The sequence below is a fragment of the Flavobacterium sp. genome (assembly GCF_031423415.1).
Taxonomy (GTDB): Bacteria; Bacteroidota; Bacteroidia; order Flavobacteriales; family Flavobacteriaceae; genus Flavobacterium.
The window spans coordinates 1-24,707 of record NZ_JANPFL010000129.1 but is presented as its reverse complement, the minus strand read 5'-3'; the positions used below and the strand labels follow the sequence as shown (position 1 = coordinate 24,707).

23 protein-coding genes and 1 pseudogene are annotated in these 24,707 nt (G+C 34.6%); 3 read left to right on the top strand and 21 right to left on the bottom strand.

Annotation, left to right across the window (positions count from 1 at the left end; all coding sequences use genetic code 11):
* Positions 1-22: 22 nt before the first annotated feature.
* Positions 23-976: an alpha-E domain-containing protein gene (locus tag RMO83_RS11810; RefSeq protein ID WP_310559899.1), complete on the top strand. Its 954-nt coding sequence runs from the start codon at positions 23-25 to the stop codon at positions 974-976.
* Between the two features lie 4 nt (positions 977-980).
* Positions 981-1,952, top strand: a complete 972-nt coding sequence (locus RMO83_RS11805; RefSeq protein ID WP_310559898.1) for a transglutaminase family protein — start codon at positions 981-983, stop codon at positions 1,950-1,952.
* Between the two features lie 76 nt (positions 1,953-2,028).
* On the opposite strand, the gene RMO83_RS11800 is transcribed toward RMO83_RS11805, so the two are convergent.
* The 7 genes from RMO83_RS11800 to RMO83_RS11770 all read right to left on the bottom strand — a co-directional run bounded on the left by RMO83_RS11800 (position 2,029) and on the right by RMO83_RS11770 (position 9,342).
* On the bottom strand, positions 2,029-3,336 hold the full coding sequence (locus RMO83_RS11800; protein WP_310559897.1) for a peptidoglycan DD-metalloendopeptidase family protein: 1,308 nt from the start codon (positions 3,334-3,336) through the stop codon (positions 2,029-2,031).
* 22 nt (positions 3,337-3,358) lie between these two features.
* Positions 3,359-4,156 (bottom strand): DUF4292 domain-containing protein, encoded by a 798-nt coding sequence (locus RMO83_RS11795; protein ID WP_310559896.1) that lies wholly within the window; start codon positions 4,154-4,156, stop codon positions 3,359-3,361.
* Between the two features lie 8 nt (positions 4,157-4,164).
* On the bottom strand, positions 4,165-5,514 hold the full coding sequence (locus RMO83_RS11790; protein WP_310559895.1) for a cytochrome C biosynthesis protein: 1,350 nt from the start codon (positions 5,512-5,514) through the stop codon (positions 4,165-4,167).
* Positions 5,515-5,565: 51 nt separating this feature from the next.
* Positions 5,566-6,576 carry a sugar phosphate nucleotidyltransferase gene (locus RMO83_RS11785; protein WP_310559894.1) on the bottom strand — a complete coding sequence of 337 codons (1,011 nt, stop codon included), beginning with the start codon at positions 6,574-6,576 and terminating at the stop codon, positions 5,566-5,568.
* A 168-nt stretch (positions 6,577-6,744) separates the two neighbouring features.
* Positions 6,745-7,179 (bottom strand): dUTP diphosphatase, encoded by a 435-nt coding sequence (gene dut, locus RMO83_RS11780; RefSeq protein ID WP_310559893.1) that lies wholly within the window; start codon positions 7,177-7,179, stop codon positions 6,745-6,747.
* Between the two features lie 66 nt (positions 7,180-7,245).
* Positions 7,246-8,709, bottom strand: a complete 1,464-nt coding sequence (locus tag RMO83_RS11775) for an oligosaccharide flippase family protein (RefSeq protein ID WP_310559892.1) — start codon at positions 8,707-8,709, stop codon at positions 7,246-7,248.
* Between the two features lie 195 nt (positions 8,710-8,904).
* Entirely contained in the window at positions 8,905-9,342 is a 438-nt protein-coding gene (locus RMO83_RS11770; protein ID WP_310559891.1) for a GNAT family N-acetyltransferase, read from the bottom strand.
* 200 nt (positions 9,343-9,542) lie between these two features.
* Between RMO83_RS11770 and RMO83_RS11765 the strand changes: the two genes are divergently transcribed.
* Positions 9,543-9,890, top strand: coding sequence for a membrane-binding protein (locus RMO83_RS11765; RefSeq protein WP_310559890.1), 348 nt, complete (start codon positions 9,543-9,545; stop codon positions 9,888-9,890).
* Between the two features lie 115 nt (positions 9,891-10,005).
* On the opposite strand, the gene RMO83_RS11760 is transcribed toward RMO83_RS11765, so the two are convergent.
* From RMO83_RS11760 to RMO83_RS11695, 14 genes and pseudogenes are all read right to left on the bottom strand, one after another.
* Positions 10,006-11,217, bottom strand: a complete 1,212-nt coding sequence (locus RMO83_RS11760; protein WP_310559889.1) for a hypothetical protein — start codon at positions 11,215-11,217, stop codon at positions 10,006-10,008.
* Between the two features lie 183 nt (positions 11,218-11,400).
* A complete protein-coding gene (locus RMO83_RS11755) occupies positions 11,401-14,181 on the bottom strand; it encodes an outer membrane beta-barrel protein (protein WP_310559888.1) in 2,781 nt (926 codons plus the stop codon).
* 224 nt (positions 14,182-14,405) lie between these two features.
* Positions 14,406-14,536 (bottom strand): annotated as a pseudogene (locus tag RMO83_RS11750) (F0F1 ATP synthase subunit gamma); the annotation flags it as partial.
* Between the two features lie 19 nt (positions 14,537-14,555).
* Complete coding sequence (locus tag RMO83_RS11745; protein WP_310559887.1) at positions 14,556-14,963, bottom strand: carboxypeptidase-like regulatory domain-containing protein; 408 nt, start codon at positions 14,961-14,963, stop codon at positions 14,556-14,558.
* Between the two features lie 330 nt (positions 14,964-15,293).
* Positions 15,294-16,154 carry an ATP synthase F1 subunit gamma gene (gene atpG, locus RMO83_RS11740; RefSeq protein WP_310559886.1) on the bottom strand — a complete coding sequence of 287 codons (861 nt, stop codon included), beginning with the start codon at positions 16,152-16,154 and terminating at the stop codon, positions 15,294-15,296.
* An 82-nt stretch (positions 16,155-16,236) separates the two neighbouring features.
* A complete protein-coding gene (gene atpA, locus RMO83_RS11735) occupies positions 16,237-17,814 on the bottom strand; it encodes a F0F1 ATP synthase subunit alpha (protein ID WP_310559885.1) in 1,578 nt (525 codons plus the stop codon).
* 16 nt (positions 17,815-17,830) lie between these two features.
* Positions 17,831-18,367: an ATP synthase F1 subunit delta gene (gene atpH, locus RMO83_RS11730; protein WP_310559884.1), complete on the bottom strand. Its 537-nt coding sequence runs from the start codon at positions 18,365-18,367 to the stop codon at positions 17,831-17,833.
* A 1-nt stretch (position 18,368) separates the two neighbouring features.
* The gene (locus RMO83_RS11725) at positions 18,369-18,869 is read right to left on the bottom strand and encodes a F0F1 ATP synthase subunit B (RefSeq protein ID WP_310559883.1); all 501 of its coding nucleotides are present in this window, start codon (positions 18,867-18,869) and stop codon (positions 18,369-18,371) included.
* 82 nt (positions 18,870-18,951) lie between these two features.
* A complete protein-coding gene (gene atpE / locus RMO83_RS11720; protein ID WP_073367797.1) occupies positions 18,952-19,143 on the bottom strand; it encodes an ATP synthase F0 subunit C in 192 nt (63 codons plus the stop codon).
* 114 nt (positions 19,144-19,257) lie between these two features.
* On the bottom strand, positions 19,258-20,385 hold the full coding sequence (gene atpB / locus RMO83_RS11715; RefSeq protein ID WP_310559882.1) for a F0F1 ATP synthase subunit A: 1,128 nt from the start codon (positions 20,383-20,385) through the stop codon (positions 19,258-19,260).
* Between the two features lie 117 nt (positions 20,386-20,502).
* Positions 20,503-20,901 carry a hypothetical protein gene (locus RMO83_RS11710; protein WP_310559881.1) on the bottom strand — a complete coding sequence of 133 codons (399 nt, stop codon included), beginning with the start codon at positions 20,899-20,901 and terminating at the stop codon, positions 20,503-20,505.
* An 8-nt stretch (positions 20,902-20,909) separates the two neighbouring features.
* Positions 20,910-21,143, bottom strand: a complete 234-nt coding sequence (locus RMO83_RS11705) for an AtpZ/AtpI family protein (protein WP_310559880.1) — start codon at positions 21,141-21,143, stop codon at positions 20,910-20,912.
* Entirely contained in the window at positions 21,109-21,516 is a 408-nt protein-coding gene (locus tag RMO83_RS11700; protein WP_310559879.1) for a polymer-forming cytoskeletal protein, read from the bottom strand. The genes RMO83_RS11705 and RMO83_RS11700 overlap by 35 nt, the downstream gene beginning before the upstream one ends.
* A 3-nt stretch (positions 21,517-21,519) precedes the next feature.
* Positions 21,520-24,363 (bottom strand): gliding motility protein, encoded by a 2,844-nt coding sequence (locus tag RMO83_RS11695; protein ID WP_310559878.1) that lies wholly within the window; start codon positions 24,361-24,363, stop codon positions 21,520-21,522.
* Positions 24,364-24,707 lie beyond the last annotated feature (344 nt).

The following is a 24,707-nucleotide window of genomic DNA, read 5'->3' as shown; positions in this document are numbered from 1 at the left end:
TTCTAAAATAAACGATAATAAAATGAAAACAAATATGCTCAGCCGAGTTGCAGACGGAATGTTTTGGCTCAACAGATATATGGAAAGAACGGATGGAATGTTGTTGACTCTTAACACCTTTTATATTTTGTCTTTTGACAAAGAAATGAATGATTCTCAGGGATACAGACCGTTATTAGAATATTATACTGATTTGACCAAAAATCAAATTATTGAATCGCAATATGATTCGAATTTTGTCCTGAAACACATCATTTGTGATAATCACAATATTAATTCTGTTAAAAACCTTGTTCGGAAAGCCCGCGAAAATGCTAGAGGTTCGCAAGACAAAATCACTAAAGAGCTTTGGGAACATATTAACTCGCTCTATCATTACACGAATTCCCCTGAATTGCCAAAAAGATTGGAAACGTATGAAGCGGTGAATGTGATTACCAAACTCAAAAATGATCTTTTGTTGTATAACGGAATACTGCATGTCACTATGCCAAGAGGTTTAGGCTGGTGTTTTTCAAGCATTGGAAAAAACATAGAACGCTGTTTGCAAACCATTTCAATGACGCAAGCTTACTATAAGCCTATTAATTATAATCTTGATGGCGAAGAAGATTTATTGTATTGGAGACGGTTACTCTTATCACTTTCAGGTTACGAACAATATTTGAAAAGTTATAGCAACATATCGCACAATCGAAAAATCGCTCAGCATGTAGTTTTCAATAAAGATTTTTCACATTCGGTAATGTACATTTTAGATATCATTGATAAATATTTAGGGTACTTGTGTATAGACAATATTTCTCAAGAAGCGAGAACATTACAAAATCAATTTGGAAGGCTAAAAAGCATGGTTAGATATACCGATTATTACAATTTAACAAACCAACAATTAGAAGATGTTTTAAACGATACTGAAACACAATTAGTTCAATTTTCGACTGATTTTTCTAAATTATTCTTCTCTTATACCTAGTAAAATGCCAACATTTACCATAGTTCATATCACAAAATACGAATACAATTTCCCTATCAAAGAGAGTATCAACGAAGTGCGGTTGTTTCCATGTCAATTTGATAATCAAGAGGTCTTGCAACATCAGCTTTTAATAACCACTAATCCCTTTGTCGAAATATCAAAGGATTTTTACGGCAATAGTGTGGGTAATTTCAATATTTTGGAACCGCACAAAGAGATGATTATTGAATCTCAGATGGTAGTGAAAGTGAATCATTCGCTCAAAATTCCTGAAATAGATACTACGAAAGTTCAAGATTTAGAAGTAGAAAAAGCAAAAAACAGCTCGTTACTTCGTCTTTGTTATCCGGATCCTATTACAAATCAAAAGAAAATAGATTCGTATTTAAAAAAAATTGATGCTACTACCATTTCTGTGATTGAAATTGCGCGGAAATGCAGTGAATACATTTATAAAAACTTCACGTATACCAAAGGAATTACAAATATTGAAACTACTATCGATGAAATATTAGTTCATAAAAAGGGAGTTTGTCAAGATTTTGCTCATGTTCTGCTTCAATTCTTACGTACTGCTGGAATCCCTTCGAGATATGTGAGTGGCTACATTTGTCCCAATGCCGCAGGATTTAGAGGAGAAGGAGCAACTCACGCTTGGGTAGAATTTTACACACCATCGCAAGGCTGGTTAGGAATTGATCCAACCAATAATATTTGGACAATGGACAAACACGTCAAGCTTTCGGTTGGTAGAGATTTTAATGAATGTACACCTGTGAAAGGAACTTTCAAAGGATTTGCCAAACAAACGCTTTCGGTTAGCGTTTCGATAGGATATGAAGATGGAAGACAATTTGAAGAAGTAAATGTTGTAAAACTGCAAAAAGTCTCCGATGATGTGCAAAAACAGCTTGATCTACTAGAATATCAGCTGCAATTACAACTACGACAACAACAGCAACAACAACAGTAGTTAATTTTCTCAATATATAACGGCGCCATTTTATCAGTAATAAAATGGCGCCGTTTGGTATTTTCTATATATTGTATCACATATTAAACAACCATGAAGCTGGATTGTTATAAGTCGTATTCTGCGAAATGGTAAACTTTAGTACTGTTCTTCCTGTTTCGCCATTGGTTCGTACTTTTCCAATACTTTGTTTGATACTGACTTTATCCCCTTTACTGACATTTACCGAACTTAAATTTTGATACACCGTGAAATAATCTCCGTGTTGTATCATTACCGCTTTGTTTACGGGAGACAAGACCATAACACTAGTTACTTCACCAGCAAAAACAGCTCTAGCGGTCGATCCTTGATCGGTAGTGATTTCTACTCCGCTATTGTGCACCATTAAGGATGAAAATTGAGGATGAGGTTGGTCTCCGTAACCTAAAGAAACAAAACCTTTTTCTACTGGCCAAGGTAATTTTCCCTTATTGGCTTTAAAATTATCAGCTAATATTTTTTCTTCAGGTGTTAATACAATTTTTGCCGAAGACACCGCTGGAGCTGCCGAAACAATGGCTTTGGCTCGTTTTTTTATTTCCTCTTTGGAATCTCCAGCTTTTGCCTCAGCTTCAGCTTTTTTCATTGCTTTTTCCAATGCTGCTTTTCTATTGGCTTCCGCAATTGCTTCGCGAATGATGCGATCAATTTGTCGGTCGATGGCTTTTGCTTCTTGCTGTTTTTTCTTGATATCAGCAGCAATTTTATTCTTGTCTTTCTTGATGGATTTAACCAGTCTTTCTTGTTCTTGCTTGGCTTTAAGCAATGATAATCGTTCTTTTTCGTTTTCTTGAATCAGTTTTTGTTTGGCCGATTTTTGAGAGCCTAATTTTTCGTTATAAACCGTTAGCTGATCTGATTTTGATTTAATTTCGTCGCCCTGCATTTTTCTATAATTAGTATATTGCTTCATATACTGCGCTCTTTTATACGCTTGCAAAAAACTATCAGACGATAATATAAACATTGCTCTGCTTTGCTCAGAACGACTTTTATAAGACTTTAAAATCATCTCGGCATAATCTTCCTTTAAGACAACAAGTTCCCGATTTAATTTGTTGATTTGCATCTGATTGATGTAAATATCGTTACTCAACAACTTGGCTTGCTTTTCAGTTGTATTGATCAATTTTTCTTTTAGCTTTATTTTGTTGGCCTGAACAATAACAACGCTTACCGCTGATTTTTCTTTATTCTTTACCGTTTGTAGCAACTTTTCATTATCCCTAATTTCTTGTTGTATTTGGGCTTTTCGTTGTTCTAATTTTTCTTGCTGTGTTTCTTGACTCCACATCAATGAAGTCATACCAATTAAAATTAAACTTAGGAGAAATTTTGACATAGTAAAATAAGTTTGTGCAAATTTACTTAATTATAATTCTTTTGTAATCATTTGGGACACTATAAGGAAAAGAAAGTTCTTCATTAAAGCTTACAGTGTTGTATTCTATATTTATTTCCGCTTTCCCATTTTTTTGATAACTGTCGATATTGAGTGTTAAGGGCAATGTCATTTCTGTAAATTCTTTTTTGTTGGAATACACCACTTGAATCATTCTTCCCTCTTTAGCTTGTGTAATTTCCTGTTTGTTGATAGTAAAATTATTGCCGTCAATATAGAACGATTTCTTAGTGTTCCCGTCAGATTCTTCGTCCAATCGATACACTTGATCGGTGAAAGTTTCACTATATTTTCCTTCTTTTAAATTATCAATTGCTCTTCCTAACAACATATTTTGCAGTTTGTCGAAATCTAAATCGGCTCCTAATAATTCGCTTATGGCACTGAAATCGCCTTCATAATAAGTTCCTTTTACTTTTTCGTAATAGCTAACTTTGGTGGGTGTAATTGAAGCCTTTGCCATAGTGATTCCTAAAAACCGTACGCTTACTAATATTTGCTCATTTTTTTTGAGTTTAATTTCAACTGAAACATTCTGATTTTGTTTCTCGCTAGCGTATGCAACGGCTGCTTTTATATATACTGTTTTAAACTCGTTTTTATTGTTGTAGTAGTTTTCAATTATTTTATTAACACTCTTTTTGTTTTCATTTTTAGTCAAATCAACCACTCCTGTTTTCGATTTGCACGAAACTAGCGCCAATGAACTGACGACACTAACCAAAAAAAGGAGCCTTATGTTTTTTAAAAATGTATTCATTTTATTTCTTATTTTTTGGCTTTTAATAATTGATTGGCTTTTGCAAAATAGTATTCTTTTTTCTTGAAATCTCCCAAGCCATTGTAGGCTTCGCCCAATTGCAAATTGAAATTAGTTTCTAATGGTGCATCATCGACCACATAATCCATTCCCATTTCTAGCATTTCAATAGCTTTTTTATAATGCTTCAATTGATTGTTTGCCAAACCCGAAAAATAATAAAACTGAGGTTGACTTGGATAAATTTCTACTAAAGCGGCTGCTTTTTTTGAAACAATCTCAAATTGTTTGGCCTCGACATACGTCTGAAGCAAAAGCATATTGGTTTCAATATCTTCTCCCGAACTATTTTTTAAAGCCTGTTCATAATAAAAAGCGGCTTTCGCCCATTGCTTTTTATTTTGATAAAACTTTCCTATCTCTTTCCCAACATTTACAGTTGTATCTTTATCAAAATAAGCGATTGCTTTATCCAAATCTGACGAATATTGAGGGTTTTTATCGACAAATAGTAAAAACTCATTCAGTACTCGGTGTTTTATTTTAGAATCTATTTGGGCATTTGCCAAAACTACGTTCATTGCATTTATGGCTTTTTGAGCTTCATTTTTGTCTAAATACAATTTAAATAAGCCTATTTGTGCCCAGTCCGAATCTGGAATTTCTGTTTCTAATTTTTTGGTAATTTCGGCTGCTTTTTCACTTTCATTATTCTCCGAATACAACTTAATTAAAGCCACATAATTGGCTTCTTCTTTTGGGTTTATTTTAATTTTAGCTATTAAGTTATCTATTCCAGTATTTTGAAATTTTCCTTGCGACAAAATTTGCGTTTTGTACAATTCCCTTCTGTCTGATTTTCCAACCTTTTCATTCAACTCATTAATTAAAACGAGCGCTTTGTCAAATTGTTGCGTGTACATATACAATGAGACCAAATCATCTTTATACGATTCATTGAATTCTATCAGCTTATTGACCGCAATAATGGCTTGGTTGTAATTCTTAATTTGGTAACTTACATCATACATTCCTGCCCAAAACCATTTGTTTTTAGGTTCGATTTGTGCCGCTTTTTCATAGGAAGAATAGCTTTGTTCATAGTTTTTTAGACCAAAATAATTCTTCCCCATTTCAGAATACACAACGGCATCATTGGGTTTAATTTTTAAACATTCTTCTAATGCGGTAATGGCTTTATCGTAATTTTCCATTCCTTTTTGCTTTAAGGATTCATAAAAATAATCCTGAAATTTGTCCGCATCAAGCACTATGGATTCTGGTTCGGTTTGCGCCAATAGCAAAGCTGAATTGCAAAGCAAAACCAAGAATAAAAAGAAGGAAACCGTTTTTTTCATTTATTTAAATCTAAACACAAAGCCCACAAAAAAGTCACGAAGGACACAGAACTATTCCAACACCGAATAATCACCTATACTAATACTGGTAAAATTACCGTCAAAACTAACGTGACTTCCAATCATCGCATTGTCTAAATGGGCGTTTTTTATATGTGAATGGGTTTGCACCAAACTGTTTTTTATAGTACTATCCACAACGTGGCATCCATTTCCTAAAGACACATTTGGACCCACTGTTGCGTTAATCAGAATCACATCTTTCCCAATATAACAAGGTGGAATGATAGTTGAATTCTCTAATTTCACATCATAATCTACCAAATGTTCTCCATCATTGTGTAAAAACCCTAGCATTCTGCAATTGGTTTCAACCGTAACGTCTTTGTTTCCGCAATCCATCCATTCGGAGACTTCGCCAGGTACAAAAATCATACCTTTTGCCATCATTTGCTTGATTCCGTCATTAATTTGGTATTCGCCACCATTAATAATATTGTTGTCCAAGACCAATTGCAATTCGTTTTTCAAAACCGCAACATCCTTGAAATAGTAAATCCCGATAACGGCGAGGTCAGAAACAAACTCTTTTGGTTTTTCGACCAATTCAATAATTTGATTCGCTTCGTTCAAATTGACCACGCCAAAAGCTTCAGGTTGATCTACTTGTTTTACCCAAATTACGCTGTCAGCGTTTTGATCTAAATCGAAATCGGCACGAATTAAGGTGTCGGCATACGCAATAACCGCTGGTCCACTCAAGGAATCTTTGGCACACATAATGGCGTGACCTGTTCCCAGTGCTTCATTTTGATAGTATATTGTTCCTTTTGAACCCAATTTTTCAGCAATGGCGATTAAATCTTGTTCTACTTTTTTGCCAAAACTTTCGTGAATAATAAAAGCAATTTCTTCAATATCCTGATTCAAAACTCCTGCAATATCTTCGACTAAACGGTGTACGATTGGCTTTCCAGCAATTGGTATTAAAGGTTTAGGAATGGTTAATGTGTGTGGTCTTAATCTAGAACCTCGTCCAGCCATTGGTACTATTATTTTCATTTTTTATAGGTTATTTAACCGCAAAGTTCACGAAGGGTTTCGCAAAGTTCACGAAGTTTTTTTTGTTTTTGGCCACAGATTGAACGGATTAAACCGATTTCCACGGATTTTTTTGAGTATTTAATCTACTAACTGTGGTTGAACACTAAAATTCTGACCACTGAATACTTACTTCACTCCAGTACTCCCAAAACCACCATCTCCTCTTGAAGTTTCGGACAACTCTTGCACTTCAGTCCATTCAGCTCTTTCGTGTTTGGCGATGATGAGTTGAGCAATACGTTCGCCATTTTCGACAACGAAAACTTCGTTGGATAAATTGACTAAAATCACGCCAATTTCTCCACGATAATCTGCATCGACAGTTCCTGGCGAATTGAGTACGGTGATTCCTTTTTTGGCGGCCAAACCACTTCTTGGCCTAACTTGAGCTTCGTAACCTATTGGTAATTCAATGAAAAGTCCAGTTTTAACTATAGTTCTTTCCAATGGTCTCAAGGTTATAGATTCAGTTAAATTGGCACGCAAATCCATTCCTGCCGAAGCTATGGTTTCATAGTTGGGCAATTCGTGTTGCGATTTGTTGATAATGTTGATTTTCATTTTTATTATTATTGGTAGGGACAGGTCGCAACCTGTCCGTACGACCTGTCCGTACGCGGATGTATTTTATTTTTTCCTTTTTACAATGGCTAATATAGTTTCTTTTTCGTTGTGATATATAAAATATATAAAGCCAATTAACAATGGAATGCCAACGAAATAATTTTCTCTAAATCCATAGAAAGAAATGATAGAGAAAAAGATTGATATTCCTAGGTAACCGCCTATTTTCTCCATATCATACGGAATAGGGTAATATTTATTTCCTAGCACATAAGAAATAACCATCATACTTCCGTAAGCAACAATAGTGGCAATTGCTGAGCCGTAATAGCTATATTTTGGAATCAAAAGATAGTTTAAGACCAAGGTTAATATGGCTCCTACAATCGAAATATAAGCACCAATTTGCGTTTTATCGGTGAGTTTGTACCAAACGGAAAGATTGTTGTAAATACCTAGGCAGAAATTAGCCAAAATAATTAAAGGCACGACTTTCATCGCTTCCCAATAGGAGGTGTTGTCGAGTAACAACATCTTTAAAACATCGGCAAAAACTATTACGCCAAGTAAAATTAAAGAACCCAATATCACGAAATATTTGGTAATTACGGCATACGTCTGTGGCGCATTATCACTGCTGGAATGACTGAAAAAAAACGGCTCAATTCCCAAACGGAATGCCGTGGCAAACAAAACCATAAACAACCCCAATTTGTAACAGGCAGAATACGCTCCTACTTCGGATTTGGCAATATTTTCAGGAAGTAAATAACCCAATAAAATTTTATCAAAATGTTCGTTGACTGCAAATGCAATTCCTGCTACAAGAATGGGCAAACCATATTTCATCATCTTTTTCCAAAGAATAGTGTCGAATTTTCGATCTAAGGAGAAATAATTTGGCGAAAGCACAACTAGTGTTATCAAACTCGCTAGTAAATTGGCAATGAAAATGTACCCTATTTCGGAGTGTTCAACATATAAATTATCGAGGAATGAGTTAGGATTTTCTGCGGACAATTGCGGTAAATACACCAAAAAGAAAATGTTAAGAATCAAATTGACCATCACATTTGCAATTTTAATAGCGGCATATTTGATGGGTTGTTGGTTAGCCCTGAGTTTTGAAAACGGAATAATAACCAACGCATCCAGAGCTAAAATCCATATTGAATACGTAATAAATTGCACATCGACTTTGGCATAAGCCGCCAACGAGTCTCTAAAAATTAAGGCTCCAAAAAGGAAGAAGATGGTGGACCAAAATATGGAAATTGTCGAAGTAGCAATGACATTTTGCTTGTCTTTTTCGGAATTGTAAAACCTAAAAAAACCAGTTTCCATTCCGTAAGACAAGATTACGTTGAAAAAAACCATCCAAGATAATAGAATGGAAACTTCGCCATAATCGGCTGTGGGCAATATCCCGGTGTAGAGCCGCACCAATAAAAAACTCAACATTCGCGGCAAAACCGTTGCGAGTCCGTAAATGGCAGTTTGCTTGAAAAGATTTTTATATAATCCCAAAAGAGTGTCCGTTAATTTGTATCAGGCAAAAATAACCAATTCTTTGGTTTAAAACTGATTCAGAGCATTCGCTTTTAAAAAAAATAGACACAAATTTAGCTCATTAATGTGATTTTATTTGGTATTCGCTGATTTTCAATTCACAGATTTACACCCATTTTTAAAATTCAAGAAAATTCGGGGCATTTTAGCGATTTAAGTTAATCCTTCTTCGTTTAGGGTTTTTATGAAATGAAATCCTCTCGGATTATATCCTTGATTGTAATAAAAACGATGTGCGGTAAAATTTTGGGTGTAAGCATCGAGCACAATCATTGTGCAGTCTAAATCAGTTGCTTTTTGATTGACGTAATCGGTTAGGAGTTTGCCAATTCCTTTAGAGCGATGATTGGGATGCACAATAAAATTGTCGATTTCCATATACTTTCCACACCATAATTTAATACCATACCATAAACCGGTGAGTCCAACAGATTCTTCGCCATCATTAACGACAACTTGGGTATAATTGTGAGGAATCATTGCTTCAAGATAGGATTTGTATTTTTCGTCGGAAATATTGGGGTACAACTGACGGATTATTTCGATTTGAGCAAACATTTCGTCTAATGTGGTGAGTTCGGTAATTTTCAAAGTTGGGAATGTTAGTAATAAGGTTTAAAATTAAGCAAAAAAGTTTCGGAATCGTATCAGAAGCAACCACTATATGCTTTTTGTGTCAATTAAAACATAAAAACATCCTCCAATGTTATCAAATTGTTACCAAATAGTTTTTTTATTGTAAATTAATATATATATTTGTTATGTAATTATTAATTTAAAACAAAAGAATTATGAAAAAGATGTTATTAATTTCAATGATGATGGTTTCTGCAGTTATATTTTCTCAAAATACACCTGTAATTGAAAATGTAGACGATGTAGTAACTGCAACTTATTATTATGAAAATGGTCAAGTGAAACAAGTTGGAGATTTTATAGATGGTAAATTAGAAGGAAAATGGATTTCTTATTCAGAAGATGGAACCATAACAGCAATTGCTCAGTACAGAGAGGGTAAAAAACACGGTAAATGGCAATATTTTGAAAGTCCGTATGTAACAAAAATTGTTGATTATAAAAACAACAATATTGTAAAGGTTGTAGTCATAAACAAAAACCCTGTTGCTTATAGCAATTAGAAACGTTGTTTCGTAGGTGAATAGGATAAAGTTAAATACTGCTGTACAAAGGAAAAAAAGCAAAGCCGTCTCAATTATTTGAGACGGCTTTTTAAATATAATTATAAATGTGTTCTTACAAATTGCTTAACAAGTTTACACCATCAACAATTGCCCAAGCCCCAGGAGTCAAAGCTGCACCAGTAGCAGTTGTGCTTGTCGTGAAATTTCCAACTGGAAAAGCTACTGTAATTGTAGATACTCCTGCCCCAGTTAGAGGGGTGCTGTCTGCAATTTTAACATTCAACATTTTTATTTTTCCGCCATTAACTTGGTTAGTATTTGTGGCAGCTTCTTGAATTCTTACCGCAACTGCATTTATAGTTGTAGTTCCTGAAATTGCAGTATTTGTGTATCCTGAAATTACAATGTTAGAATATTCTCCATTTCCTTCTTTTTTGAATTGAAAAGCATCAATTTCAAGTGGATTTCCAGCTTCAGTAGCTGTACCGGCAGCTCTTCTTAATGTGATGTTGGAAACTTTTGGTCCGAAAGCGTTGTTTACACTTTTTGCTTCAATTTCCATTCCGAAATTCCCAGCTCCTGTTTGGTAAGCATACCAGTTGGTATTAGCTTGACCCTGCCATCCATCTTGCCAGTCAAAAGAATCGTCCGTATTTCCGTAAGAAATCAAGTTTTTGGCACTTACAGTTCCACCGTAAAATTCAAAACCATCGTCAGCACCTTTATAAGAAACAAGGTTTTCCAATACTGTTCCTGAACCTACTGCATAGAATGAAAATCCATTCATTTCAGAGTTTCCGTCAAGGATTTTCTTTCCTGCATATTCTACACGAGCATATTTCAAACTTCCACTGCTGTGAGTAGCGTTGGTTCCACCGTAAACAATATTTGTTCCGTCTTCTGAAGTTGCTGTTGTAATTGGAGTTCCGTCAGCCGTTTTTCCAGAAACGATTGGAGCTTCTCCAAACATGATTATTCCACCCCAAGATCCAGCAGTTTTCGATTTCTCTGTAAACACAACTGGTTCAGCAGCCGTCCCCGCGATGTTTAACATTCCTCCTTTTTCTACCAATAATGCATCGGTACCATTGGTGACGTCAGCTGTAATAACAGAACCTGCTTCGAAAGTTACTGTTATTCCACTTTTTATTCTAACCGTTCCGCTTAAAGTGTAAGTTCCTTTGATATACGTTTTAGAAGCTGTTACATCTCCTGTTATTTCTCCTGTCCCCAAAACTGGAGGGGTTACCACGTCGTCGTCGCTTGATGAACAACCGGTAAAAACCAATGATAAGAAGGCGATACTAAATACTAATTTTTTCATTTTTAGTGATTTTTAATTTTAATTTTTTCTATTTAATTATTAATGCCAAAATTAGTTTTGATATTCCTGAGTTCGGTTAGTAAATTGTTACTAAAGTATTATATAACCGTGAATTTCACGTAAATTTTATGTTACCAAAAAACATAAAAAAAAGAGCTGAATAAGCTCTTTTTGATGTTGTTTTTAGAAGGTGTATCCCAGATTGATGGAGAAACCAACTCCCCTTTTATATTCTCGAACGATTAGCGAATCTTCGGTAATGTTCAGTGTACTTTCGCTTCCGAGTTCTTTTTTATAGCTTGGATTTAAAATGTTGTCTATCGCAAATTTCACTTCAATGTTTTTCGAGATGGTATTAGTCCAAATAAAATCTAGTTTACTGAATGATTTTTCATAGATATGGTCTATTCCTGATGAACCCACTGCAAAAATCCTGTCTCCGTAAACATTGTAAACCAAGCTCATTGAATTTTTCCAATCCTTGTTGATATTGAAATCATACTTCAAATCAGAGTTGATCAACCAATTGGAAGCTCCTTGCAAAGCCCTGTTTTTGGTATTTTCTAATTCGTTTCCTATTTTAGTGATGTCAATAGTGACGTCGGTACTCATTAAAGAAGTGTTGAAACCCCAAGAGAAATTAGAAAGCGATTCGTGAATTCTGCTCAATTGAAATAACATTTCTATTTCGGCTCCAAAGATTATGGCTTCTTCCGAGTTTTTGAAAGTGGTAATTTGTCCACCGCTGTTTGCCGTTGGTTTAAAAACCCTTTCGATTGGATTGTTGATCATTTTTCCAAACACTCCAACAGCAAACAATTCTTTATTATTAGGGAATAATTCGTATTTGAAATCAACATTATAATTTTCGCTGTTCAGCAAATTTGGGTTACCACTTTCAGAAGTTCCGTCGGCATTGATGTAGTTTATGGGAAGTAATTCCATGGCAACTGGTCGAGTGATGGTTTTTGCCAATGATACTCTTAAATTGCTATTGTCGTTCAAAAGGTATTTTGCATTTATAGATGGAAGAATGTCAAGTTTGTCATCTGATTTTAAACGATAAGCACTTCCAAAAGGATCTCCTTGTTCTCTGTATTTTATTTCACGTGTAGAATTTTCGGCTCTCAATCCCGCATTGATATCCCACTTTTCTCCAAAATTCATGAATAAATTAAAATAACCCACATTCACAAACTGGTTCAGTTTTACTTTGTAATCTCCATTGGATTCTTCCTGAACATACAATATTCCATTGTTGATGTCGTCATTGATAGATGAACTGATGCTGTTTAGATTAGCAGTATAGTTTTTTTCGATATTTTTTTTGCCTGACAAGAAACGGTAGCTGGATTGCATATCATTCAGAAAGCTGTTGTAACCTATCGACAAGTTGTTATTCTTTTCTTTAGAACCAAATTTCAAGTTGTATTCCAGAAACGAAGAGAAATAGAAATTTCCTTTGATGTCAAGATATTGACGATTCAAGTTATTTCCACCATAGGACATATTAATGTCGTTTTCGTTTTTAACTCCCAAAAGAAATTTTCTGTCTGGTTGTTGAAAAGAAGTGCTTACATAAGCTCCACCAGCTTTAATAGTGTGTTTTGCGTCTTCGGTTATTTTATAATCTGCTAATAATTGGTTATTCCAGTAAATCGACTCCTCGTATTGATTCATCCGAATAAGATTATTGGTTTGGTTGGCCAAACTATTGGTATATCCTAGTTGATCTTGTATTTTGCTTTCAGTCGCCTTGATTATCATCGAATTTAAGCTGGTGCTCAAACGTTTTGTTTTGTAATTTAATCCCAATAAACCAGAAAGCGTTGTTTGATAACTGTATTGTGTGGTGTAAAGATTATTATCATAATTGCCTTGACCAAGATTGAAAGTTCGGTCAACACCTTCATTATAAACATAGTTGTTATCAAAATTGAATGACATAATGTAGCTGAAGTTTCTTTCTTTCTCCAATTTGAATTTTTGGGCGTGCAAGAATCCAATACTGGAATTCAAAGGGCTATTGGTGGATGCAACATCCCAATTGTTTTTACCGTATGCTTCCTCGTATTGTGATGGGGAAAGTTTTGTTCCATTTGGAACCGATCCAAATGCATCTGGAATTGCCCTGTCATCGCCAATAAGACCTAATTTCCCTTTGCTTGAATTGGCATCGTGTGAAAGCAAGAAATCTCTAAGATTATTGTTTGTGGTGTAGCCAAAACCAATGTTCAATTTAGTAATATTTTTTGGTTGAGGTGTTTCGATATTAACTGTTGCGCCCGCAAAATCTCCTGAGATATTTGGATTAAAAGTTTTATAAACATTTAAAATTCCCACAACGTCAGTAGGAAATAAATCCAATGGAATTATTTTTTTGAAAGGACTGTTTGATGGCGATTGTAGATCGTTTATCAATAAATTATTGTATCTGTCTTCTAAACCACGAATGAATAATCCTCTACCGTCCACCTTTGTAATTCCAGTAATTTTGGTTAAACCCTCCTCTACATCACTAATTCCTTTTCGAGACATTTCTTGAGCTCCTATACTTTGTTTGATAACGACAGCGTTTTTTTGGTCTAACAAAATAGCGGTTTCTTTTTCTCTACTGGCAGTCGCCTTAACAACAACATCCTTTAAAGTATAATTTCCAGAACCTAAGGTACAATTTAATGTAGTTATTTCTCCTGCGTTAATGGTTACTGTCTTTTCAAAAGATTCATAGCCTACTGAACTAAATTGAATTACATAGGTTCCTGGATTTAGTTCAATCAAATATTTTCCGATTTCATTTGAAGTTGTGGAGTTTCTTGTTTCTTTAACAAAAACATTTGCAAATGGTAAAGGTGCATTGTTTGACTCTTTATCAGTGATAATACCTGTCAAAGTGCCTTTGGTTTGCGCTATTGCAATAGTAACAAAAAAAAAGGCTGATACAATTAGTTTTATATTCTTCATTTTTTTAAATTTTTTGCAAAATTACCCCTAATATAAGGTCTACACGTTAATTAGAGATTAACAAATTTTATAGAAACGCTACCAAGGTTAATTTTATGTTAGGTAAACAATAATTATATGTTGATTTTAACCTAAGTTTAATTTTATGTAAAATTTAGGGTTTTTAAAGCATAAAAAAAGTCCCTAATCTTCGGGACTTCTTAAATATATGTAGAATAATAATTTTATCTATTCAAAGCTTCTGCGCCACCAACAATCTCACAGATCTCATTAGTAATCGCCGCTTGAAGTGCTTTGTTATAAATCAATTTCAATTGATCTCTCAATTGGTGACGTTGTCTGTCACTTTAGACATTTGCTCCGCTGAAATTGCATTAACCACTTGTTTGGCTTTTTTTAACCTCAACTATGATTTCAGATTCGGTAATCTTTTTACGATTTGTTGCTGCTACAACATCTTTCAAGGTATAATTTCCGGAACCCATGTAACCATCTATTGTAGTTACCTCTCCTTTTTTAATGGTTATGGTTTTTTCAAAAGATTCGTACCCTACAAAGCTAAATTCAATTGTATAGTTTCCAGGATTTAGCTCAATAGAATATTTTCCGTTTTCGTCGGACGATATGCTGGTTTTAGTTTCTTTTACTAAAACAGTTGCAAATGCTAATGGATCGTTGTTCGCATCTTTATCAGTAATGATGCCTGTCAAGGTGCCTTTAGTCTGTGCAGTGGAAATGGCTGCGAAAAGAAAAGTGAATAGCACTAGTTTTAAATTCTTCATTCTTTAGAAATTTTATGCAAAAATACCTTGAAAACTAATCTCGAATGTTACTTATAGATTAACAAATATTTATTTAAATCGGTCAATGTTAATTTAATGTGAACTAAACAATAAGTCTATGTTCAGTGCTACTCAAGTAATACCAAACAAAATTATAATTTAGTTAGATGAACTTCTGGTATAATGCCGATATAATGAGAAACTAGGACAATTTATTGGACTATATTGAACACATAATCGGTATTAAAAATTATGTGAAATATAAGGTTTTAGAAAACAAAAAGAGTCCCGATAAAATCGGGACTCTTAAATATATATCGAATAAAATTCTTAACCTTTCAAAGCTTCCGCTCCACCGACGATCTCTAAGATCTCGTTAGTAATCGCAGCTTGACGCGCTTTGTTGTAAGTCAATTTCAATTGGTCTCTCAATTCGGTTGCGTTGTCTGTTGCTTTGTGCATTGCAGTCATACGCGCTCCGTGTTCTGAAGCGAATGAATCTCTAATTCCTTTGTACAATTGTGTTTTTAATGATTTTGGAATCAATGTTAATACAATTTCTTCTTTAGATGGTTCAAAAATATAATCTCCAGTAGAAGCTGGAGTATCTGATTTTATTGCTGCTAATGGCAAAAATTGCTCTACTTGAACGATTTGAGTCGCGGCATTTTTAAATTGGTTGTACACCAATTCGATTTTGTCATACTCGCCAGACACAAATTTTTGTGTCAATGTTTCAGCAATTACAGTAACATTGTCAAAAGTCAAAGCGTCAAAAACTTGACTTTGGTTTTCCACAACTTTTAGCGTTTTGGTCAAAATGTCGTTTCCTTTTTTACCAATGGCAAAAACATCCACTTGTTTTCCTGCGTAAAAATCAGCACGGTTTTTAACTTCCTTGATTACATTGGTATTAAAAGCACCACACAAACCTCTATTCGAAGTTATCGCAACGACTAATACTTTCTTAACCTCACGTTGTTTTGTAAATTCTCCTCCAACGTCTCCATCAAGAGTCGCTGAAAGATTTTGTAATAATTCCGTCAATTTTTCGGCATAAGGTCGCATTGCCGTGATGGCATCTTGTGCCTTCTTTAGCTTTGCTGCAGAAACCATTTTCATCGCTGCAGTAATCTGCATCGTCGATGAAACGGAAGTAATTCTATTACGGATTTCCTTTAAATTTGCCATTGTACGATGGGTATTGGGTGTTTGGTATTGGGTGTTGGATTATGTTTTACCTAAAACCCAATACCCAAAACCTAGAACCTATTTAATTATATTTCGCTGAAATTTCTTTAGCTGCTGCTTCTAGAACATCTGTGATTTCGTCAGTCAGTTTTCCTGCTTTCAATGCATCAAGAGTAGCTCTGTTTTTGTTGTTCAAGTAGTCCAAATAATCTTTTTCGAATTCTTTTACTTTATTTACAGGAACATTACGCAACAAGTTTTTAGAACCTGCATAAATAATAGCCGTTTGATTTTCAACAGTGTAGGGGTCGTTTAGATTTTGTTTCAAAATCTCCACGTTTCTTTTTCCTTTTTCAATTACATTCAAAGTAACGGCATCCAAATCAGAACCAAACTTAGCAAACGCCTCTAATTCGCGGTATTGTGCTTGGTCTAATTTCAAAGTACCTGCTACTTTTTTCATTGATTTAATTTGCGCATTTCCACCCACACGAGATACCGAAATACCTACGTTGATCGCTGGACGAACTCCTGAATTAAACAAATCTCCATCTAAGAAAATCTGACCATCTGTGATCGAAATTACGTTAGTTGGGATATATGCAGAAACGTCACCGGCTTGTGTTTCGATAATTGGCAAAGCTGTTAATGAACCACCACCTTTAACGATACCTTTCAAAGTATCTGGTAAATCATTCATATTTTTGGCAATATCATCATCAGCAATTACTTTACAAGCTCTTTCTAATAAACGAGAGTGTAAGTAGAAAACGTCTCCAGGATATGCCTCACGTCCCGGTGGTCTTCTTAATAAAAGAGAAACCTCACGGTAAGCAACAGCTTGTTTAGATAAATCATCATAAACGATCAAAGCTGGACGACCAGAATCTCTAAAATATTCTCCAATTGCAGCACCTGCCATAGGAGCATATACTTGCATTGGAGCTGGATCAGAAGCATTGGCAGCCACAATAACTGTGTAAGCCATTGCACCTCTTTCTTCCAACATTTTTGCGATTCCTGCCACAGTTGACGCTTTTTGCCCAATGGCAACATATATACAGAATACAGGTTTTCCTGCATCGTAAAATTCTTTTTGATTCAAAATAGTATCCAAACAAACGGTAGATTTACCTGTTTGACGGTCACCAATAACTAGCTCACGTTGTCCACGACCTACTGGAATCATTGCGTCTACTGCTTTGATACCTGTTTGTAATGGCTCGGTAACTGGCTGACGGAAGATAACTCCAGGAGCTTTTCTTTCTAATGGCATTTCGAAAAGTTCACCGCCAATAGGGCCTTTACCATCAATTGGTTGACCAAGTGTATTTACTACACGGCCTACCATTCCTTCTCCTGTTTTAAGAGAAGCGATACGTTGTGTTCTTTTTACTGTAGAACCTTCTTTGATTCCTGTTGATGGTCCTAAAAGTACAACCCCAACATTATCTTCTTCAAGATTCAATACAATCGCCTCAAGGCCATTGTCAAATTCTACAAGCTCACCATATTGAACATTAGAAAGTCCGTAAACACGAGCAATTCCATCTCCAACTTGAAGTACAGAACCTACTTCTTCTAATGTAGCACCAGATTCAAAACCTTCTACTTGCTTTCTTAATATTGCTGAAATCTCAGCAGGTTTAATTTCCGCCATAATTATTTATAAATAACTAGTTACTTAATTCTCTTTTTAATACTTGTAATCTGTCGGCAATGGAAGCGTTGTATTGCTTGTCGCCTATTCTTAAAATAAATCCTCCAATGATGGATGGATCTATCGTGTTTTCAATCGTGATTTTTTTGCTTGATGAAAAGGTTGCTATTTTTGCCGAAACTTTAGCTTCTAAAGCGGCATCCATAGGAATGGCAGTCGTAACTTTGGCTACTTCAACACCGTTCATAATATCAAACAATTTGTTATACTCTATTGCAATGCCATCCAAAATTTCAAATCTTTTGTTTTCCAACAATAATTGGAAAAGGCTTGTGGTTACCGCATTAACAGAAGCAAAAACTTCAGAAACAACATCCTTTTTGGTATCCGTTACAATAAGTGGATTTTGGATAAATAAAGTCAATTCAGAATTTGATGATATTGTTTTTGAAATCAACGACATATCAGCACTCACTTCAGAAGCGACTTTTTTGGAATCTGCTATTTCTAAAATGGCTTTGGCATAACGAATTGCTGCTCTTGTACTTGACATATTAGTTTAATTTAGCGTCGCCTAACATTTTTTCCACCAATTTTACTTGGGCTTCTTTGTTAGACAATTCGTCTTTTAATAATTTTTCAGCAATTTCGATTGACAAATTAGAAACTTGCGCTCTCAATTCAGCCATAGCTGCATTTTTTTCGCTTTCGATAGCTGCTTTTGCTTGCTCGATCATTTTCAAACCTTGAGCTTGAGCTTCATTTTTAGCATCTGCAACCATTTTGTCTTTCATTTCACGTGCGTCTTTTAATAAAGAATCACGTTCCATTCTTGCTTCTTGCAAAATACGTTGATTGTCTGCCTGAAGGTTTTGCATTTCTTTTCTAGCGTTATCGGCAGAAAGCAGGGCATTTTTGATTCCTTCTTCTCTTTCGTTAACGGCATCCAAAATAGGTTTCCAAGCAAATTTTTTCAATAGGAAAATTAATCCAACAAAAATTATTGTTTGCCAGATAAATAATCCAAACGAAAAATCATTTATTAACTTTTCCATAGTATATTTTTAATTGTATTCTTTTAATTTAATTTAAAAACTAAAGCTGCAACCAACCGTTACAGCTTTTTGTTTTGTAGAATTATACAGCGAATAAAGCTGCAAATCCAATACCTTCAATAAGCGCAGCTGCAATAAGCATAGCTGTTTGAATTTTTCCAGTAGCTTCTGGTTGACGAGCGATTGCATCCATTGCAGAACCACCGATTCTACCAATACCAATACCTGCTCCAATAACTACTAATCCTGCTCCAACGATTTTAGGAATTTCCATAAAAATATGTATTAAAAATTAAACATTCAAATTAATTTAAGATTGAAGATTAACGATTTTAGATTTCAGAATTGCAAATCTGCATTCAAAAATCATAATTCAGAAATCTGCAATCTAGTGAGCTTCTTCGTGATGATGCTCCTCAACTGCCGATCCAAAATACAATGCTGATAACATTGTAAAGATATAGGCTTGCAACAATGCAACTAATATTTCGATGATGGATATAGCGAATGACAACATAAATGACAAGCTACTTCCCAACCAACTTTTGAAAATAAATATCAATCCAATCAAACTCATCAATACTACGTGACCTGCAAAAATATTGGCGTATAAACGTATCATCAATGCGAACGGTTTGATAAATACACCCAATAATTCTATTGGTGCCAAAATAATTTTCATTGGAGTTGGCACACCTGGCATCCAGAAAATGTGTCCCCAATAATTTTTGTTGGCTGTAAGAGTCGTGATTATGAAAGTGATTACCGCTAAACCAAAAGTGATGGCGATATTTCCGGTAACGTTGATTCCTAGTGGAGTCAAACCAAAGATATTCAAAAACCATACAAAGAAAAAGATGGTCAATAAATAACTCATATATCTTTTATAGTGCTTTTCGCCAATGTTTGGAATCGCAATTTCGTCACGAATGTACAATACGATTGGTTCGAAAAGTCTTCCGAAACCTGAAGAAATTCCTCCGTTTTTAGAGTAAGATTTTGCTAGGCTGGTGAATAATAAAAACATTAACAAAGCCACAACCATTATGGTCAAAACTCCTTTTGTGATAGAAAGGTCGATTGGTTTTGCATTTGTTGGATGTCCGTGCTCTTCGGTTAAAGTTCCGGCAGCATCGGTTTTGTATATTTTTTCGTGGTGTAATTTGTAGAAATTTCCGTTTGATTCTGCAACTGCTTCTCCGTGGTGAAATTTAGAAGAAGAGAAAATATGAACTCCGTTGTCCCAAAGAATAATTGGTAATGGAAATCCGTAATGAGCTCCAGTTGCTTCGTCTTCAAAAAGAGAAAATTCGTGACCATCCAAAACGTGATGACCAATTACTTCTTTTATTTGTTCTTTAATTTCAGAGTTTTCTTCAGCTGTTTCTGGAGCAACGCCAGTTTTTTCAGTTTGGGCTGCTGTGTTTTCCGAAGGGTTATTTGCTAAACCAAATAGTGGAAGACAGGCTATTAAAATTGCTATTATAAAATGAAGTGGTTTGTTTGAAATCACCATAACTGTTTATTAACTTAATTTTTAGTTTCTGAAATTGGGTGCAAAGGTACATTTTAAATTAATATGCCAAAAGCAATAAATAAAAAAAAACCAAGGAATTGTCTTTTTAATAACGATTTATTGCTTATTGTTTAAAATTCTGACAGTTACAATGGTTTCAATTGTTAAAAACAAAGCAAAAATGAGAAAGAAATTGAGTTTTTCGATTCTAATATTTGGATTTCCGGAATGTAGTATAGGAGACAAAACAGCGTAAGAAAGAGCCATCTTGATGCAAGTGACCAATAGAAAAGTGTAGCCAACATTGTCAATATTCTTTTCTTTGACCTTAATTAATATTAGGAGAATTAGTACTGAGCACAGGAAGAAAAATCCGTAAACAACTTCTATAAGAAAATGAAAGCCTTCAATATTTGGATTATTTTCATTCAGAAAAAAAATTAGTTTGTGAATTAAATAAACCAAAGTCGAAAGAAATAAAACTTCGAGAATGGGCTTGTATTTTTTTAAATTCATTCGGGATTTTATGAAGATTTGTTGATGTCTTTCAGCTGCCTGTTGATATTGTAAAAAGCTATTGCAACTCCCACCAAGGTTAAAATTTTGACATATACACTATGTGAATTGGGGTATTTCTCGTCTAGCCAATTTCCAAAATACGAAAATAGGAATATGATTGCCCCCATTTGAATAGGAATATTAATGAGCGCTAACCACTTATTGTTATTTTGCTTCTTCTGGCCCTTGTTGTCCGTCATTTACAATGTGGTTTTTTGTGTTGGTTTTCATCCTGCAAGAAGCACTAAAGTCAGCTCCTGGTTCAACCGATAATTTTCCGCAAATTACTTCGCCGTGAATGCTGGCTTTGTTTTTCACATTCAAAATTTCAGCAACTTCAATTTTCCCATTAAACTTTCCTTCGATGTCGGCGTTTTTGCAAATAATATCTCCAGAAACACTTCCTGCTGGGCCAATGACGATTTTTCCTTTGGTTTGAAAATTTCCTGTCAATTCTCCATCCAATCTAAAGTCGGCTTGCGAAATAATATCTCCTTTTATAATTGTTCCTTCAACAATTCTATTGGTTTTCCCCAAAAATTCCGTGTATGATTTTGTCTTTTTTTCAAACATAATTTACTGTTTTGGAGTTAAACCTAGATTGGGATCATCACTGCCTTCTATTTCTAACGCCCCGTCTGGAGGTCTTACTTTGGATGCTTTGCTAGGCGGTAGTGTTTCGTCATTTGAATTTATATCATTTGGCACTGCAATCCTGTCTGTTGCTGGTTGCGGAACAACAGCCTTTGGTGCAAGTTGCTGAGATGGAGTTTCTACTGGTTTTTTTGGTGATAAATATTCGTCTAAATTTTTCTTGATTTGAACTACGCCATAGTTATCACTCGAAATTACTATTGCTGGATCTATGATTTTAAATTTTTTATCGTCCTTCAAGATTGAAGCAACATTTTTGGCATAGGCTTCTGATTTTATTCCTTGAATGGTAATAAAATTTTCTTTTTCGGTATAAATATCAAAAGTATAAGTCAGTCTTGTTGGATTTTCGTCCTCAATGAATTTCTTAATTTTATCTTCTAAGTTTTTTGTGGCTTTGTCGTCTTGTTGACCTACTTTATAAAGTATTTTCCAATTTTTAGATTCGGTGCTGGTAAAATTCATTTTTTCCAATAAAGGAATTTGAGTGGTTAAAATTTCACGGGCATTTTTCCCTTCCTCGGTTGATGCATAATTTTCTGCGACGAATAGCATGGCCTTCTTGTAGGATTCCACACCTCTAAGTTTTCCAATGGTTTTGGCTTTTAGCAATTCGTATTTGGGCACAATTTCATCTCCATAATATTGAATAATTAGACCATCTATTTTTTGTAAAAGCGTAACAAATTGTTCTTGCTGATACGATTTGTACCACTTATTATATTCCGCCTCAGTAGATTCTGATTCGGTAATTGTATTAGGGTTTTTGTTGTTAATAATTTGTGCATAGCGAGTATCCGGATATTGGCTAGAAATTCGGATTTTCATTTCTTCGGCCTTGACAGCATCCGTAATTTGATACATCTTATACAAATTATACATTGAAGGTAATACGAGTTTTGCTTCGGGATTTTGCTGTAGTAAATGCTCAAATGTAGTACTTGCCAATTTATATTCCTTGAATTTTTCTTTGTAAATCAATCCAAGTTGATAATAAACAAAGTTTCTTTCTTTGGCAATACTATCAATTTCTTTTTGAGTTTTGGGAAGCATTCCGATATAAAATGCTGTCGTATATTGAGGTGTTTCGGCAACAAAAGTTTCTTCTTTTTGTGTTTTATCTATATCGTTTGTTATCTCACCAACAGCTACGTCAGTTCGAGTGGGCGTCATTCTCCAATTTCCTCCCAAGGCTCTGTTCCCAAATTTTTTCTTAAACTCTAACTTTCCATAAGCTACCGTCGCTTGATTATAAAAATAGAAAACATTTGACGCGCTATCTGATGACAGCGCTTTCATAGAAGGCGGCGCAAGAGATTTCCTTGGAGGTGTTTTTCCGCCTTGCGGTGATCCTGGTGCAGGATCATCAGACGATGATATATCGTTTATGTCTCTATTTTTTTGTTTTTCTTTTTCTTTTTCGGCTAAAAGCCTTTTCTCTTCATCTGCTTTTTTTAATTTAACGATGTAATCTTCATAATATAAAATTTTATTGGCGTCGCTCATAGCAACTACATTCAAGATACTGTCGTTTGACTTTGCAATAGTCTCAAATTCAATGACTTCATCTAAATCTTTTCGGATTTTTTTGATATGAATATGCTCTCTAGTTTTAACATCTAATTTAACCAAAGTACTATCGTAATACTTTGCGGCAGTGAAATAGTCGGTGTTTTTAAAGTGCATATTCCCTATATTCCTGTAATTCGAAGCTATTAAGTAGTTGTCCGTTGATTTTGATTTTAAAGATGCATTGTAAAAATCAGTGGCCAATTTTTCATCGTTATTTTTATCATAAAAAACGCCCTTTTCATAATAGATAGTTCCTAAAAAAGGACGATTTTCTCGGTCGGCAACGAGTTTGTTATAGGTTTTTACAAAAGCCTCTTTATCTCCGTTTTCAAAATCGAACAATTGAGCTTTTTTGGCGTAAGCCTGAACAACATATTCTCTACTAGCTTTTCTGTTCATATCGATTACACCTTGATAATAAGTCAGAGCAGTATCTTTAATTCCTAGTTCTTGATACAATTGTCCAAGAATAAAACGATATCGAGCCTTTTCAGCATTGATTTTGGTGTTGTTTTCAGCAATTTTTAATTTTACAATGGCACTATCTTTTTCTTCTACATTTAAAAAAGATTCGGCTAAAAGCGCATTGGCATCAGCCACAACTTGTGGTTTCAGTTTTTTCTCTTTTAGCAGTCTTGCGATGTTATTTAGAACCTGAGCATCGTTTCCTAAACGCATATTAGTTTTTTCACGCCAGATTTTGGCAGGACCAATATTGCTACTCATAGGATATTTGTATAAAATATAATTGAAGGCTTCGAGTGCAGGAAAAAAGCGTTGATCATAATAGCGCGCTTTTCCCAAAAGCAGATAAGCTTCGTCTATTTGATAATTTTTTTCTTGGCCATCAATGTTCATGGAATGTTTTTGAATGGCTTTAGTGGCTTTGGCTTCAGCCGCTTCAAAATCGGTGTTTTTGGTATTTCCGTTAGGAGAATCATCTTCCTTTAATTGCATTCTCTCTATAGGCAATCGCGACCAAAAATTATCTTTATTACCACTTTTTATACTTTCAACTCCCTTGTTTAATGCGATTGTACCGTTATACAAAATATTGTCTCTGGTACTTAAAGCGTGAGAGTTTCTGGCTAAAAATGTGTCTTTCTTAGTAGAACAAGCCACCAAAAAAATCAAAAATAAGGTTAAGAAAGTGTGTTTAAATATCTTGGTTTTCAATTGGAAACAGTTTATCATTTAACTTTTAAAAGCGCATTTTAGTATAATGACTGGTAAAAATACGTTTCTTTTTGAAATATAGAAATTTATACCGTTAGTTATTTCAAAATAGTCCAAATTTGTGGACTAAATGAAATATACAACTGCATTATAACGTAATTTAGTAGATAAAAATGCTTCTACTGGAAATGTTGTGGAGTTTTTAACCACATAGTTTTTAATGTAGCAACATAGGTATAATTTTAGAAAGCTTCACTTTTACATAGTTGACATAGCTACTATGCGCAAAATGTATTTTCTATGACAATCTTTTTAACAATTTTAACAGTGATTCTATGTGGTTTAAATTTATCTTAAGTTTG

What these genes read in the sequence shown, in the direction of transcription:
- RMO83_RS11810 (WP_310559899.1), top strand. Translation starts at nt 23, where the DNA reads ATGAAAACAAATATGCTCAGCCGAGTTGCAGACGGAATGTTTTGGCTC.
- RMO83_RS11805 (WP_310559898.1), top strand. Translation starts at nt 981, where the DNA reads ATGCCAACATTTACCATAGTTCATATCACAAAATACGAATACAATTTC.
- RMO83_RS11800 (WP_310559897.1), bottom strand. Translation starts at nt 3,336, where the DNA reads ATGTCAAAATTTCTCCTAAGTTTAATTTTAATTGGTATGACTTCATTG.
- RMO83_RS11795 (WP_310559896.1), bottom strand. Translation starts at nt 4,156, where the DNA reads ATGAATACATTTTTAAAAAACATAAGGCTCCTTTTTTTGGTTAGTGTC.
- RMO83_RS11790 (WP_310559895.1), bottom strand. Translation starts at nt 5,514, where the DNA reads ATGAAAAAAACGGTTTCCTTCTTTTTATTCTTGGTTTTGCTTTGCAAT.
- RMO83_RS11785 (WP_310559894.1), bottom strand. Translation starts at nt 6,576, where the DNA reads ATGAAAATAATAGTACCAATGGCTGGACGAGGTTCTAGATTAAGACCA.
- dut (WP_310559893.1), bottom strand. Translation starts at nt 7,179, where the DNA reads ATGAAAATCAACATTATCAACAAATCGCAACACGAATTGCCCAACTAT.
- RMO83_RS11765 (WP_310559890.1), top strand. Translation starts at nt 9,543, where the DNA reads ATGAAAAAGATGTTATTAATTTCAATGATGATGGTTTCTGCAGTTATA.
- RMO83_RS11760 (WP_310559889.1), bottom strand. Translation starts at nt 11,217, where the DNA reads ATGAAAAAATTAGTATTTAGTATCGCCTTCTTATCATTGGTTTTTACC.
- RMO83_RS11755 (WP_310559888.1), bottom strand. Translation starts at nt 14,181, where the DNA reads ATGAAGAATATAAAACTAATTGTATCAGCCTTTTTTTTTGTTACTATT.
- RMO83_RS11745 (WP_310559887.1), bottom strand. Translation starts at nt 14,963, where the DNA reads ATGAAGAATTTAAAACTAGTGCTATTCACTTTTCTTTTCGCAGCCATT.
- atpG (WP_310559886.1), bottom strand. Translation starts at nt 16,154, where the DNA reads ATGGCAAATTTAAAGGAAATCCGTAATAGAATTACTTCCGTTTCATCG.
- atpA (WP_310559885.1), bottom strand. Translation starts at nt 17,814, where the DNA reads ATGGCGGAAATTAAACCTGCTGAGATTTCAGCAATATTAAGAAAGCAA.
- atpH (WP_310559884.1), bottom strand. Translation starts at nt 18,367, where the DNA reads ATGTCAAGTACAAGAGCAGCAATTCGTTATGCCAAAGCCATTTTAGAA.
- RMO83_RS11725 (WP_310559883.1), bottom strand. Translation starts at nt 18,869, where the DNA reads ATGGAAAAGTTAATAAATGATTTTTCGTTTGGATTATTTATCTGGCAA.
- atpE (WP_073367797.1), bottom strand. Translation starts at nt 19,143, where the DNA reads ATGGAAATTCCTAAAATCGTTGGAGCAGGATTAGTAGTTATTGGAGCA.
- atpB (WP_310559882.1), bottom strand. Translation starts at nt 20,385, where the DNA reads ATGGTGATTTCAAACAAACCACTTCATTTTATAATAGCAATTTTAATA.
- RMO83_RS11710 (WP_310559881.1), bottom strand. Translation starts at nt 20,901, where the DNA reads ATGAATTTAAAAAAATACAAGCCCATTCTCGAAGTTTTATTTCTTTCG.
- RMO83_RS11705 (WP_310559880.1), bottom strand. Translation starts at nt 21,143, where the DNA reads ATGACGGACAACAAGGGCCAGAAGAAGCAAAATAACAATAAGTGGTTA.
- RMO83_RS11700 (WP_310559879.1), bottom strand. Translation starts at nt 21,516, where the DNA reads ATGTTTGAAAAAAAGACAAAATCATACACGGAATTTTTGGGGAAAACC.
- RMO83_RS11695 (WP_310559878.1), bottom strand. Translation starts at nt 24,363, where the DNA reads ATGATAAACTGTTTCCAATTGAAAACCAAGATATTTAAACACACTTTC.